The sequence below is a fragment of the Actinospineispora spinosispora DSM 44797 genome (genome assembly GCF_000429025.1).
Classification (GTDB): domain Bacteria; phylum Actinomycetota; class Actinomycetes; order Mycobacteriales; family Pseudonocardiaceae; genus Pseudonocardia; species Pseudonocardia spinosispora.
Genome location: NZ_KE386836.1, coordinates 191,304 through 204,657 on the forward strand (window position 1 = coordinate 191,304; position 13,354 = coordinate 204,657).

Annotated in this window: 14 protein-coding genes and 1 tRNA gene; 8 read left to right on the forward strand and 7 right to left on the reverse strand. The window is 69.6% G+C overall.

What is annotated here, in order from left to right:
* Positions 1-19: 19 nt before the first annotated feature.
* A complete protein-coding gene (locus G406_RS0137935) occupies positions 20-901 on the reverse strand; it encodes an RNA polymerase sigma-70 factor (RefSeq protein ID WP_028937901.1) in 882 nt (293 codons plus the stop codon).
* 159 nt (positions 902-1,060) lie between these two features.
* On the opposite strand from G406_RS0137935, the gene G406_RS0137940 reads away from it, so the two are divergent.
* Entirely contained in the window at positions 1,061-1,546 is a 486-nt protein-coding gene (locus tag G406_RS0137940; protein WP_028937902.1) for a carboxymuconolactone decarboxylase family protein, read from the forward strand.
* Positions 1,547-1,632: 86 nt separating this feature from the next.
* Positions 1,633-3,069 carry an amidase gene (locus G406_RS52350; RefSeq protein ID WP_051343226.1) on the forward strand — a complete coding sequence of 479 codons (1,437 nt, stop codon included), beginning with the start codon at positions 1,633-1,635 and terminating at the stop codon, positions 3,067-3,069.
* Here the strand turns inward: G406_RS52350 and G406_RS54965 are convergent.
* The 4 genes from G406_RS54965 to G406_RS0137965 form a co-directional block, all read right to left on the reverse strand.
* Complete coding sequence (locus G406_RS54965) at positions 3,035-3,361, reverse strand: hypothetical protein (RefSeq protein WP_156935366.1); 327 nt, start codon at positions 3,359-3,361, stop codon at positions 3,035-3,037. The genes G406_RS52350 and G406_RS54965 overlap by 35 nt on opposite strands.
* A 155-nt stretch (positions 3,362-3,516) precedes the next feature.
* The gene (locus G406_RS0137955) at positions 3,517-4,152 is read right to left on the reverse strand and encodes a TetR/AcrR family transcriptional regulator (protein ID WP_051343228.1); all 636 of its coding nucleotides are present in this window, start codon (positions 4,150-4,152) and stop codon (positions 3,517-3,519) included.
* Between the two features lie 64 nt (positions 4,153-4,216).
* Positions 4,217-4,852: an alpha-ketoglutarate-dependent dioxygenase AlkB gene (locus G406_RS0137960; protein ID WP_037080709.1), complete on the reverse strand. Its 636-nt coding sequence runs from the start codon at positions 4,850-4,852 to the stop codon at positions 4,217-4,219.
* A 101-nt stretch (positions 4,853-4,953) separates the two neighbouring features.
* The gene (locus tag G406_RS0137965; RefSeq protein ID WP_028937905.1) at positions 4,954-5,544 is read right to left on the reverse strand and encodes a TetR/AcrR family transcriptional regulator; all 591 of its coding nucleotides are present in this window, start codon (positions 5,542-5,544) and stop codon (positions 4,954-4,956) included.
* 120 nt (positions 5,545-5,664) lie between these two features.
* On the opposite strand from G406_RS0137965, the gene G406_RS52360 reads away from it, so the two are divergent.
* From G406_RS52360 to G406_RS52370, 3 genes are all read left to right on the forward strand, one after another.
* Positions 5,665-6,360 carry an LLM class oxidoreductase gene (locus tag G406_RS52360; protein WP_211241386.1) on the forward strand — a complete coding sequence of 232 codons (696 nt, stop codon included), beginning with the start codon at positions 5,665-5,667 and terminating at the stop codon, positions 6,358-6,360.
* A 397-nt stretch (positions 6,361-6,757) separates the two neighbouring features.
* The gene (locus tag G406_RS52365) at positions 6,758-7,153 is read left to right on the forward strand and encodes an SDR family oxidoreductase (RefSeq protein ID WP_051343229.1); all 396 of its coding nucleotides are present in this window, start codon (positions 6,758-6,760) and stop codon (positions 7,151-7,153) included.
* Positions 7,154-7,657: 504 nt separating this feature from the next.
* Positions 7,658-7,912 (forward strand): three-helix bundle dimerization domain-containing protein, encoded by a 255-nt coding sequence (locus tag G406_RS52370; RefSeq protein WP_037080712.1) that lies wholly within the window; start codon positions 7,658-7,660, stop codon positions 7,910-7,912.
* Between the two features lie 426 nt (positions 7,913-8,338).
* Here the strand turns inward: G406_RS52370 and G406_RS0137990 are convergent.
* Positions 8,339-8,413, reverse strand: a tRNA-Thr gene (locus tag G406_RS0137990).
* A 41-nt stretch (positions 8,414-8,454) separates the two neighbouring features.
* On the opposite strand from G406_RS0137990, the gene G406_RS0137995 reads away from it, so the two are divergent.
* Genes G406_RS0137995 through G406_RS52380 form a run of 3 tightly spaced genes read left to right on the forward strand, consistent with a single transcriptional unit; the run spans position 8,455 to position 12,103 of the window.
* Complete coding sequence (locus tag G406_RS0137995) at positions 8,455-9,123, forward strand: GOLPH3/VPS74 family protein (RefSeq protein ID WP_051343230.1); 669 nt, start codon at positions 8,455-8,457, stop codon at positions 9,121-9,123.
* A gap of 4 nt (positions 9,124-9,127) precedes the next feature.
* A complete protein-coding gene (locus G406_RS52375; protein WP_051343231.1) occupies positions 9,128-10,579 on the forward strand; it encodes a threonine/serine exporter family protein in 1,452 nt (483 codons plus the stop codon).
* A gap of 18 nt (positions 10,580-10,597) precedes the next feature.
* Entirely contained in the window at positions 10,598-12,103 is a 1,506-nt protein-coding gene (locus G406_RS52380; protein WP_051343232.1) for an alpha,alpha-trehalose-phosphate synthase (UDP-forming), read from the forward strand.
* A gap of 271 nt (positions 12,104-12,374) precedes the next feature.
* Here the strand turns inward: G406_RS52380 and G406_RS0138010 are convergent, their stop codons facing one another.
* Complete coding sequence (locus G406_RS0138010; protein WP_028937908.1) at positions 12,375-13,346, reverse strand: hypothetical protein; 972 nt, start codon at positions 13,344-13,346, stop codon at positions 12,375-12,377.
* Positions 13,347-13,354 lie beyond the last annotated feature (8 nt).

Consider the following 13,354-nt stretch of genomic DNA (forward strand, 5'->3'; position numbering starts at 1 on the left):
CCGACTCGCGGGGGAGGGGTCAGCGGCGCAGGAGGGTCTCCTGCTCCATGTGCTGCAGCTTCTCCGGGTTGCGGACCGCGTACAGGCCGGTGATCAAACCGTCGTCGATGCGCACCGCGATCACCGTGTCCACCTCGCCGTCGCGCCAGAGCACCAGCGCCGGGTAGCCGTTGACCTGCGCCGGCCGCAGCGAGGACGCGTCGATCCTGGCCAGCCGGGAGGACATCATCCGGCTCACCCTGTCGACGCCCACGATGGGCGACCGCACGGCCTGCGCGATCCCGCCGCCGTCGCCGAGCAGGACGACGTCCGGCGCGAGGATGTCGACCAGGCCCTGCAGGTCGCCGGTCGCGGTTGCCCGGCGGAACGCCTCCAGCGCATCCCGGGTCTCGGCGGCCGACACGGTGCCGCGCGGCCGGCGGGCCGCGACGTGCGCCCGCGCCCGGTGCGCGATCTGCCGGACCGCGGCGGCGCTCTTGTCGACAGCGGGCGCGATCTCCTCGTAGCCCAGTCCGAACACCTCGCGCAGCACGAACACGGCGCGTTCGGTCGGCGCGAGCGTCTCCAGCACGAGCAGCATCGCCATCGAGACGCTGTCGGCGAGCTCGACATCCTCCGCGACGTCCGGCGACGTGAGCAGCGGCTCCGGCAGCCAGTTGCCGATGTAGGACTCCTTGCGGCGGCCGAGCGTGCGCAGCCTGCCGAGCGCCTGGCGGGTGGTGATCTGGACCAGGTAGGCGCGCTGGTCCCGCACCGTGTCGAGGTCGACGCCGGACCAGCGCAGCCACGTCTCCTGCAGCACGTCCTCCGCATCGGTGGCGGAGCCGAGAATCTCGTAGGCGACGGTGAACAGCAGGCCGCGGTGGGCGAGGAACGTCTCGGTGGCGGGGTCTGCTGCCATGGGGTGGTCCCTCCTCGGACTCGACTGTGCCACCCATCAGATGCTCGGCGCCGCCGGCTCGTGACAGTGTCCTACGTCACTCCGCTCACGCTGTCACACGGATCGGGCGACCGGCATCTCTTGTGCGTTCACGTGACCCCACGAGTGAGGACCTCAGTCATGGACGCCCGAATCAACCTGTTCGACAACGAACTCGCCCTCAAGTTCGGCAAGCGTTTCTCCGCCGCCAGCATGGTGATCAAGCATTCGTCGCTGCCCGAGTCGACCCAGGAGCTGGTCAGCCTGCGGGCCAGCCAGATCAACGGCTGCGGCTTCTGTACCGACATGCACACCAAGGACGCCACGGCTGCCGGGGAGACCCCGGAACGGCTGCACCTGGTCGCGGCCTGGCGTGAGGCGACGGTGTTCACCGAGGCCGAGCGGGCCGCGCTCGCGCTCGTCGAGGAGGGCACCCGGATCGCCGACCACCACCGAGGCGTGTCCGACGAGACCTGGGACCAGGTGCGCAAGCACTTCGACTCCGAGCAGGTCGCTGCGCTGGTCTGCCAGGTCGCGCTGATCAACGCGGCCAACCGGCTCAACGTCATCGTGCGTAACCCGGCGGGTTCCTACGTGCCCGGGATGTTCGACAGCATGATGAGCTGACCGGCGACGGGGCAGGCCCGACGTGCGGCCTGGTCGAGTTCGGGCCAGGCTCGGGTCTGCCCGCACCCGCTCACGATCGGACCGCGATGACGAAGCGAGTACATGCCTTCCGTGATGACGCACTCGGCGAGCACGACGCCGTCGAGCTCGCCGGGCTGGTCCGCGACGGCGCCGTCAGCGCGGAGGAGCTGGCGGAGGCCTCGGCGGCCCGTGCGCGGGACGTCTCGCTGCTCGACGCGATCACCTGTACCTCGGCGCGACCTCGGATCAGCCGCGACACCACCGGCGCGCTGTACGGGGTGCCCACGTTCGTCAAGGACAACACCGACCTGCACGGGCTGCCGACCAACCACGGCAGCGAAGCGTTCACCGCACGGACCGCGACGAAGGACGGCGCCTACGCTACGCAGTACCTGAGCACCGGCATGACCGTGATGGGTAAGTCGCGGCTGCCGGAGTTCGGGTTCAACGCCACGACCGAGTTCATGACCGGGCCGCCGACGCGCAACCCGTGGGACACCGACTACTCCGTCGGCGCGTCCTCGGGGGGTTCGGCGGCCCTGGTCGCCGCCGGTGTGGTTCCGCTCGCGCACGCCAACGACGGTGGCGGCTCGATCCGCATCCCGGCGGCCTGCGCGGGCCTGGTCGGCCTCAAACCGACCCGGCACCGGCACATCGACGGCGAACAGGCCAGGCACCTGCCGATCAACATGATCTCCGAGGGGGTCGTCACCCGCACCGTCCGCGACACCGCCGCCTTCCTCGCCGCGATCGAGGACCACTGGCGCAACCCCGCTCTGCCGCCCATCGGTCAGGTGTACGGGCCCGCTCAGCGGCGGCTGCGGATCGGCCTGGTCCTCGACTCGGTGAGCGGCACCCTCGACGAGGAGACCCGTGCCGCCGTCGAACACACCGCGCGGCTGCTGGAGAAGGCGGGCCACCACGTCGAACCGGTCGCCCTGCCGGTCACCGAGCAGTTCGCCGCCGATTTCCTGCAGTACTGGGCGCTGCTGGCGGAGCTGGCCGCCGACACCGGCAAGCTGAGCTTCGACCGGTCCTTCACCGCTGATCGCCTCGACGGGCTCACACTCGGCCTGCGCCGCCATCACCGCCGCAACCTGCGCCGTACGCCCGGAGCGCTGCGCCGCCTGCGCCGGGTGCCGGTCGCCTACGCGCGCCTGTTCGCGCGCCACGAGCTGGTGCTCACGCCGGTCCTCGCGCACACCACCCCGCTGATCGGCCACCTCAGTCCGACCGTCGAGTTCGCCGACCTCGTCGACCGGCTCACCGGCTACGTCGCCTACACGCCGCTGAACAACATCGCCGGCACCCCGGCCATCTCACTCCCGCTCGGGACGACCGCGGGCGGCCTGCCGATCGGCGTGCAGCTCTCCGCCGCGCACGGCGACGAACGCACCCTGCTCGAAACGGCCTACGCGCTGGAGGCCGAACACCCCTTCGCCAGGATCAACGCCGACGGCTGGACCGTCAGTCCTCGCCGACCTGCAGGAGCACCACGATGATGCCCGACGCGGTGCCGACGATCGCGCTGTCGAAGGTGTAACTCGTGACCGGCGTCCACCCGGTTCCGTACGGCGGATTCCCGGTGTTGGTGAACCACTCGGCTTCGGGGCCGAGTTCGCAGACGACCTTCTGAGCGGCCTGCCGAGACTGAGCGTGACCGTGGCGCATGGTCGGGAACACGAGGTCCTCGGTCGCTAGCCGGGTCATGAGGTCGACCGCGAATCGGCCGTCGAACGGGTCCAGAGCTGCCGCGATGCCTTCAGCGGTGGACGGGCCCGGATCGCTTGGCATGATCGTTTCCGTCCACCCGGACTCGATGTCGGAGACGAGTTCGAGCACTCGCCGAGGCAGGTCCGAGCTTGGGCCCCGCCACCACCGGGTGTGGACGTATGTGCCGTCCGCGAGAGATTCCAGCTCGGCCGAGAGGCGCGACTCGTCCACCGTGCTCACCGGGTTGCGAAGGACTCGATGTGGGCCAGGGCCATGTCCAGGGCCGTGGCCAGTGGCTCGGAGCTGTGGGCGTTCTGCGCGAGCAGGTAGCCGCCCTGCAGCGCCGCCAGCAGGCCGGTACCGAGCTGTCGCGGATCGGCGGTCCCGTCGAGGACGCCGATGTCGCGCAGCCGGGCCAGTGCGTCGGTGAGCAGCTGTTTCCAGGCGTCGAAGCTCGACGCGAGTGCGGTGCGGGACTCCTCGTCGGTGTCGGACATCTCGACCGAAAGGCAGCCGAGGGCACAGCCGTACGAGCCGTCCTGCAGGTCGTTGGCCTGCACGATCGCGTCGCGCCACCGACGCAGCCCGGCGAGCGTGCGCACCCCCCGCAGGCGTTGTTCCTCGCGGGCGAGCACGAACTCCGACTGCATGTCGATCGCGGCATGGACCAGCGCGAGCTTGTCCGGGAAATGGTTGTACAGCTGGGACTTGCTGGTGCTGCTCGCCACCCGCACGTCGTCGAGCGTGGTGGCGTTGACGCCCTTGACGTAGAACAGCGTCGTCGCCGAGTCCAGGATGCGGGAGCGGGTCTGCAAGCCGCGCGCCGTACGCCGGGCTGGGGCGGTGTGCGTGCCGTCGTGCACTTCAGCCATCGTCGCTCACTCGTCGGGGGCCCGGGCCGGCACCAGCATATAAGGCGTCTCCCGAACCAGTCGGTCACTCATCCTTGACCGCCTGTTCGCCTGCCTTGAAGTTGACGCTGATCCGCGGTCCGGCCGGACGGGCCTGCTTGGGCACCATGTGCAGCCAGTCCTTCTGGGCGCGACCACCCATGACGATCAGGTCGCCGGACGCCGGGGTGAACCGGACACTGGCGCCGCCCGTGCGCGGACGGATGAGGAAGCGGCGTGGTGAGCCGAGGCTGAGCACCGGCACGATGCACTGCTCGCGCTTGCAGGACGGCCAGTCAGCGTGCCAGCTGGTGCTGTCGTGAGGGTCCCGGTAGAGGTTGATCCACAGGCCGTCGTAGGTGCGGTCATAGCGTCGGGAGAGCGCGGCGGCGATGCCTCGCAGCGCTTCGGGTGCGTCGGCGATATCGGGGTATTCCGCCGTGAGGCGCGGTTCGGTGACCTGTCGGTTGATCATCCAGCGTTCTCGCTGTTCCCAGTCGCCCTCCCGGCGCAGCAGCTCGAAGAGCTGTTCGCTGCCGCGCAGCCACCCCGGGACGTGCTCGACCCAGCTGTGCTCGTCGAGCGCCACCCGACGAGCGGTGCGGAACTGGTCGTCCCAGCCGAGTTCGTCCGCATCGAAGAGCCCCAGCTGAGTCGCACCGAGCTCAGATCTCGCACTCATCGCGCGCCTCCACTCCATATGGACTGATTCGTCCAGTAGAGCACAGGAAGCGCTCCATTTGCATGCAGACTATGGCGATATTTTGGTCTATATAGTCCTTTTCAGGCGGCGGCGAAGACGGTCAGTGCGATGTCCGCCGACTGGAGCAGCTGCTCGCGGGGGACTCCGGCGGCGGCGTGGACGGCCTGTCCCTCGCTGAAGGTCATCACGAAACGGGCGAGGGCGACGGGGTCGGCGGTCTCCGGTAGATCACCGTCGCTCACGGCGCGGGCGAGCCGCTCGGCCAGCGCGCGCTCGCCGGCGAGCCTGCTGGTAGCGAGGAACTCCGCGACGCCGGCGTTGGCCGGGCCGCAGGACACCCCGCCCTGGATGGACAGGCAGCCGGGCGGGTGGTCGGCCCCGGTGAGCGCGTCGACGTTGTCGTGCAGGAAGGCGCGGACGACGTCCCGCCCGGTCGGCTCCTCGAGTGCGCGCGATGCGTAGGCCATGTCGGTCTCCGCGTAGCGCGCGACAGCCCGCTGGAACAACTCCTGCTTCGAGCCGAAAGTCGCGTACAGGCTGGCCTTGTTGATGCCCATCGCGGCGGTGAGCTCATGCAGGGACGCACCCTCGTAGCCATACCGCCAGAACACCTCGATGGCCGCGTCGAGTACCGCGGTGGTGTCGAAACCCCGAGGTCGCCCGCCTGGCATGCGACCACCTCCTGTTCCTGAACTCAGTTTACAACCAATCGGTCCGAAATTTTGCGCGCGGCGGGATCCGACTGCTAGCGTCAGTTTCAGACCGATTGGTTAGAAACTAGGGAGAGCACGATGGAGCTGGGAGAGATCGGCATCTGGAGCATGCAGCTGCGAGGTGCGGCGGCCCCGGCGGTGCGTGCCGCGGCGGCCGAACTGGACTCGCTGGGATTCGGCACGCTGTGGATTCCGGGCCTGGACGGCAACGGTGTGTTCGACGATGTCGACGAGCTGCTCGCCGCTGCACCGCGCAGCGTGGTGTCGCTCGGCGTCCTGGGAATCTGGGGGCAGCGGCCCGGCGACGTCGGACGGCGGCTCGCCGAACTGGACGACAAGCACGGGCCCCGCGCGCTGTTCGGGCTCGGTGTCAGCAGCCCCGAGTCCGCCGAGCAGGCCGGGCAGCGATGGGGACGGCCCATCGACACCATGTCCGGCTACCTCGATCGGCTCGCCGCGTCGGAGCATCCGATCGACCGCGAGCGTCTGCTGCTCGGGGCGCTCGGTCCGAGGATGGCCGGCCTCGCGGCGACGCGGACCGCCGGGCTGCACCCGTTCCTCGTCCCGGCGGAGTACTCGGCGATCCAACGCGAGGCACTGGGCGATGCGCCGCTCATCGCACCGCACCTGACCGTGGTCCTCGACACCGATGCGTCCCGGGCGCGAGACGTCGCGCGCGCCGGGGTCGGCTTCTTCCTCGGTCTCCCCGCCTACCGGGCCAATCTCAAACCGTCTCGGGTTCGGCGACGACGACCTCGCGTCCGGCGGCAGTGACCGGCTGCTCGATGCGCTGGTCGCGCACGGAGACCTGGCCGACGTCGACCGCAGGGTGCGCGAACACCTCGATGCGGGCGCGGACCACGTCGCGCTGCACGTGCTGACCGGCGACGACCGACTTCCCCTCGCGCAGTGGCGCGAGCTCGCCACCACCGCTCGGTGATCCGAACCGCTACTGAGAAGGAAAAGATCATCGGGCAGTTCGACGGCAGGACGGCGCTCGTGACGGGCGCGACCGTGTTCATCACCGGCAGACGCAGGCCCGAGCTGGACGCCGCGGTGGCCGAGCTCGGCCCGACCTCGGTCGGGGTGCCCGGAGACGCCAGCGACCTGGCGGACCTGGACACGGTGATGGCGGCGATCGCGGACCGGGGCAAGGGGCTCGACATCCACCGTGCAGAAGGCACTTCCGCTGCTGAACCCCGGCGCGTCGATCGTGCTGGCCGGGTCGAGCGCGGCGACCAGCGGGACGCCGTCCTTCGGCACCTACGGCGCGACCAAGGCCGCGGTCCGCGCCTACGCCCGGACCTGGGCCGCGGAGCTCGCCGACCGGGGCGAGCGGGTCAACGTCATCGCGCCCGTTCCGGTCGACACACCTGGGCTGAGCGGGCTGGCCCCTGACCCGAGCCAGGTCCAGGGTCCGCTCGACACCCTTGCGGGTTCGGTCCCGATCGGCCGCAGCGGCAGGGGCGAGGAGATCGCGGCGGCCGTCGCGTTCCTGGCGTCCCCGCAAAGCAGCTTCATCACCGGCGCCGAGCTGGCCGTCGACGGTGGGGTCAAGCAAATCTGACCGGACGGCGAACCCGGGACGGCGCTGTGCTCGGATGGTGAAGGAATAGCCGCCGTCGACCGGGTCGAGGCACAGACACGTGAATTCGGCCTCCCGATCGGGGGATGCGCCTACGGTGGGTGGCCAATAGGTGCTGAACAAGCGTTAACCTCAAGTGATGACTGCTGCCGTTAGGGCTGACAACACTGCCGAGGAGTCATCTGCGCGGCGTGTGCAACTGCCGGTCGAGCTGTCACCGGCCATGCATCGCCGCCTCACCGGCTGGTGTCGAGACACTGCGCGAATTCTCGACGTGCGAGGCCTGGCCAGGGCGGACGTGTTCGAGGCGATGTTGGAGCACCTCATCGACAACCCCGCGGCCTCGGCAGCGGTGCGAGCACGACTGAAATCCCAGCTATAACCCAAGAGCCCCTTCGTTCATCTGCGCCACTCGTGTCGTTCATGCTGCGTTCATTTATAAGTTGTCCACTCAACAACGGCCGCTACCGCCCTGAGGAGGACTCAATGAGCACCAGCCTCGACGCCCCGAACCTGGAAACCCTTGAAACCCGCCAGGTTGATCAGCAGCTGAGCGAGGTGGAAGAGCGACTCGTCGCCCGGTACTCCCACCGCGCGGACCTGGGCGAGGACACAGTGCGAGCCGCGGTCGCCGAACTTCGCGAGCGCTACTCGGTGGCCCGAGTCCGAAGCTTCTTGCCGATCATCATCGAACGAGCCGCCCGCGCACGATTCGACCGCCACATCTCGGCCCGCGCGTAAGCACACCAGCCGGACGGACAAGGGGAATCCCACACGGCCGGCGCAGGCATTGATAGTGCACGGTCAGGTCCGGGACATGGCGGAGACCGTGGAACGTTCGCCGCCGGGCCGCACCCGAAAGGTTCCATCAGACAGCTGGATGGAACCGTGGTGATCCGCGTCGGGTTCGGCCTAGCCTGGGCTCTGGCCGAGAACAACCAGGCTCGCTGAGATCAAGACACTCTGGCCCGCCGCTCTCGCTGATCAGGTGCGCAGAGTGGTGGTGTCGGATGGCGAGAAACAGACGGGCGGATGCCGGGGGCAACGGGCCGCGGCGTTACCGATGAGCTGAGACCCACAGGCCCGCACCGCTGGGCAGATTCGCGTCACGTGTGATGTCACACCGCGGAAAATCCCGATCAAGGATCGAGAGTCCCGGGTGACATATGGAGCCGGTGGTCGGGGTCGAACCGACGACCTTCCGCTTACAAGGCGGGTGCTCTACCACTGAGCTACACCGGCGTACGGCAAATCATGCCATCCTCGCCCCTACCCTAGTCAGCATGGCACTGTTGATCGCTCAGGAGCTGCTGCTGGTCGCCTATCGGGAGGACGGCACGGCCTGGGGTAAGAGCACCGAGCTGGAGTGCGCCTTGGGTGGCGCGCTGCTGGTCGAGCTGGCTCTGGCCGGGAACGTCGAGCTGGTGGGTAGCCAGGTGATGGCGGCGGGTACGGCGGCGCCGCCGGTGCACCCGGAGCTGGCGGACGCGTTGACCCGGGTGGCGGCGAAGCCTCGGCGGCCGAAGGCGTGGGTGCAGCGGCTGGCCAAGGGGGCGCGGCGCCGGTTGCTCGCCGACCTGGTCGAGCAGGGTGTGTTGACCGAGGAGCGCTACCGGCTGCTGGGTCTGTTGCCGGCTCGGCGTTACCCGCCGGTGGACGCCGGTCCGAAGCGGGAGATCGAGTCGCGGTTGCGTGCGGTGCTGGTCGCGGGGCAGCGGCCTGACCAGCGGACGGCGGCGTTGGCCAGCATGTTGTCGGCCGCGCGGTTGGAGCGGCGGGTGCTGCCTGACGAGGATCACAGGCTGGTGAAGCAGCGGCTGCGGGAAATTGCGGAGAGTGACTGGCTCGGCCCGTATTCTGAGGCGGTGCGCAAGGCGGTCCAGGCCGCGCACGCGGCGACGGCGGCGGCGGCCAGCGCGGCGAGTACGTCTGCCGCGTCTTCTGGAGGCTGAAGTAGTGGCGTCACGGTTCGGGCAGCACGCGCGGCGGTTGTTGCGTCGCTCGGCGGCGTTCCCGGAGCGGCTGCACCTGGTGCACCACCACAATGGTGACGGGTCGGAGCACAACAACGGCAAGCTTCCGATCCCTGGACTGCCGACCGGCCCGAGCGTGCCGGACGACACCAGGGTGCAGCAGGTGCTCGATCTGGCGATCCGGGTCGGCGAGGTTCTCCTGTCCAGCGGTGAGGGTGTCGCGGAGACGACCGCGATCATGTTGCGGCTGGCCGACGCGGGTGGTCTACCCGCGTGTGATGTGGACATCACGTTCACCTCGATCACGATGTGCTGTCACCGGGGGATGGCGGCGCCGCCGGTGACGACGATGCGTCTCGTCCGGTACCGGTCGCTGGACCTGACGCGGCTGGCGGATGTCGAGCGGCTGATGCAGCGGCTGCACCGCTACGAGCTGGACCTGACCGAGGCGGCGGCGGAGCTGGAGGAGATCACCCGCGCGAAGCACCCCTATCCGCGGTGGGTCGCCACGATGGCGTGGGCGTTCATGGCGGGTTCGGTGGCGTTGCTGCTCGGCGGTGGCTGGGTGGCGGCGGGGGTCGCGTTGGGTGCGACCGCGCTGATGGACCGGATCGGCCGGCTGCTGAACCGCCTGGGGTTGCCGATCTTCTTCCAGCAGCTGACCGGTGCGCTGGTGGCGACCGGCCTGACAGCGATGCTGCTGTACTTCCATGTGCTTCCGGAGGGCACGCGGCCGTCGCTCGTGGTCGCGGCCGCGCTGACGGTTCTGCTGTCCGGGTTGTCGGTCGTCGGTGCGGCGCGGGACGGCATCGACGGGTTCTTCCTGACCGCGGCGGGCCGTGCGGCCGAGATCGCGATGTTGTCGTCGGCGCTGTTGGCCGGTGTGGTGCTCGCGCTGAAGGCGGCGATCCATTTCAACGTGGAGTTCGCGGTGGCCGGGCAGCTGCCGGGGTCCACCGGGTCGACGGTGCTGCAGGTGATCTCGGCGGGGCTGGCCGCCGCGTTCTTCGCGCTCGCCGGTTACTCGCCGGTGCGTCACCTCGCGGCGGCCGGTGGGACGGGTGCCGCCGGGTACGGCATCTACCTGATCCTGGTGCACCTCGATTTCGGGCCGGTCGTGGCGACCGGTGTCGCGGCTGTGGTGCTCGGTGGCCTCGCCGGGTTGTTGCGCCGGTTCACGAACGTCCCGGCGCTGGTGATCACGCTGGCCGGGATCACCCCGCTGCTGCCCGGTCTGACCGCGTACCGGGGCTTCTACCAGCTGGCAGTGACGGGAGTCACGGACGGTCTGGTGACGGTCATGCTCGCGCTGGCCATCGGTGGCGCTTTGGCAGGTGGGGTGAGTCTGGGTGAGTGGACGACCAGCAAGCTCGGCTCGGATCCGGATGAGACGCGGGCCGTGGTGACCTCGTCGCCGGGCGCTCCGGGCCAGTAGTCGCCGGCGAACCCAGTAATGTCGGAGTTTGTGGACGACACCGGCGCTTCCGATTTCATCGTGGTGGCCAACAGGCTGCCCGTCGACCTGGTCGAGGACTCCGAGGGCAACCGGAGCTGGAAGCGCAGCCCAGGTGGGCTCGTCACCGCGCTGGAGCCGATGTTGCGCGGCCGTGACGGCGCGTGGGTGGGTTGGCCCGGCGTCCCGGACGCCGAGGTCGAGCCGTTCGAGCAGGACGGGCTGCTGCTGCACCCGGTGCGGCTGACCGCGAGCGAGGTCGTCGACTACTACGAGGGTTTCTCGAACGCGACGCTGTGGCCGCTGTACCACGACGTGGTGGCGCCGCCGGTGTTCCACCGGCACTGGTGGCACGCGTACGTGCGGGTCAACCAGCGTTTCGCCGAGGAGGTCGCGCAGGTGGCGGCGCCCGGTGCGACGGTGTGGGTGCAGGACTACCAGCTGCAGCTGGTGCCGTCGCAGCTGCGCAAGCTGCGCCCTGACCTGCGGATCGGCTTCTTCCTGCACATCCCGTTCCCACCCACGGAGCTGTTCATCCAGCTGCCGTGGCGCACGCAGATCGTCGAGGGTCTGCTGGGCGCGGACCTGGTGGGATTCCACACGCCGGGCGGGGTCCGGAACTTCCGCTGGCTCGCGGCGCGGCTGGCCGGCAGCAGGCTGACCGGCGGTGCCGGTGGTACCGGGCGGCCCGGCGAGATCGCGTTCGAGGGCCGTTCGGTCAAGGTGGGCGCGTTCCCGATCTCGATCGACTCGAAGGAGCTCGACGCGCTGGCCCGCTCGCCGGAGGTCCAGGCGAGGGCGGCGAAGATCCGCGAGGATCTCGGCAACCCGAAACGCATCGTGCTCGGGGTGGACCGCCTCGACTACACGAAGGGCATCAGCGCCCGGCTGCGGGCGTTCCACGAGCTGCTCGCGGACGGCCGGATCGACGCGGCGGACACGGTCATGATCCAGCTCGCGACGCCGAGCCGGGAGCGGGTCGAGCACTACCAGGAGATGCGCGACGAGATCGAGCTGTCCGTGGGGCGCATCAACGGCGAGTACGCGACGGTCGGTCACCCGCCGGTGCATTATCTGCACCAGTCGTTGCCGCGTGACGAGCTGGCGGCATTCTTCGTCGCGGCGGACGTCATGCTGGTGACGCCGCTGCGGGACGGCATGAACCTGGTCGCCAAGGAGTACGTGGCGTGCAAGACCGACAACTCGGGCGCTCTCGTGCTGTCGGAGTTCGCCGGTGCCGCGGGTGAGCTGGGTGCGGCGTTCCTGGTCAATCCGCATGACCTGGACGGCATGAAGAACGCGCTGGCCGCCGCACTGACGATCGCCGCGCCGGACTCGGAGGACGGCAAGCGCCGGATGCGCGCGCTGCGCCGCCAGGTCATGACCCACGATGTGGACCGCTGGGCCCGCTCGTTCCTGGAGGCACTGGGCCTACCCGCGGCGGACAAGTCCCCCGAGGACCAGAAGGCCGACGAGGACGAGAAGGCGGACGCGGAGTCCAGCTGATCAGCGACATCCCGCGCCCAGCCCTGCCACAAACCCCGACTCGCGCGGCCAGAAACCCCGACTCGCGCGGCATTATCTAGCGACTCGCGCGGCCAAATCCAGCGACTCGCGGGCCGGAGCCAGCCATGCGGGCTGACGGATCCCGCGACTCACCCTGACAAGATCCGCGACTCGCGCAGTGGGTACGCCTCCCCGCCGGCGAGTCGGGACTACGCCCGCGCGAGTCGGGGCTTCCGGCCCCGCGAGTCGCTGGATCATGCTGCGCGAGTCGCTAGATTTTGTGGCCGTGTGGGGGCTTCGGGCGGGTGGGGACGGGCAGGACGGCCAGGCGGGAGCGTAGGAGCAGGGCCATCGCGGTGTAGTCGATCGCGCGGTCCTCCTCGCTGTCGGTGCTCTCGAGAAGCTCGTTGAACTCCTCGTCGGACAGCTGCTCGAACGCCTCGTCGGACATCTCCGCGAACGGGTCGGGGCCGTCGATGGCCTCATCGAGCATCGCGTCCTCGGCGGCGTCGTGCTCCGCGCGCGCGTCGAGTGCGGCCTCCAGGTGCCAGCGCAGCTCGCCCGGATCCATCGGGTCCGCGATGACCTGGAACGTCGTGTTGTCTGGGTCCGGGCGCAGCGCCTCGGGCAGCTGGTCGTCCTCGAACAGCTGCAGGTCGGCGGCCTCACCGCATTCGACGTGGTCGACGGTCACGAGGAACGCGTGCGCTCGGCCGGCCCGCTGGAACGAGCACGCCAGTATGGACAGCGTCTCGCCCTCGTCACGCAGGTGCCGCGACTCGGTCAGGATGATCGGTTCGGACAGCTCGTCGGCCCAGCGCGGCTGGGGAATGCCGGCCGCGCTCAGCCGGTCGGCCGCGGCCGATGCGGCGTCGGCGACCCGGGGCTCCGCGACCGCGCCGATGGCCAGCAGCATGGCGAGCGCCTCGCCGGAAGCGCGTGCTTCGAAAGCCGGCAGAAGTGTGGTGAGGAGTGCCTCGGTGAAACTGTCGCCACCGAGTGCACCGGTGGCGAGGAAGAGCGCGGCGGAGACCTCGGCGTCCACCGGGTCCTCCGGATCGAGCATGTCCTTCGCACCGGACATGAGCTCGTCGACGAGGGCCATCGGATCGATGACGTCGCCCAGGTCCAGCTCGTCGTCCATCGCGGGTTCGTCGTACAGGTGCAGCGGTGCCGGCTTGCTCTGCGCGGCAGGGGTCTTCTTGTTCTGCTTCTTCGTGCGGCCACGACTGACGGGGCTCATCCGGTCAG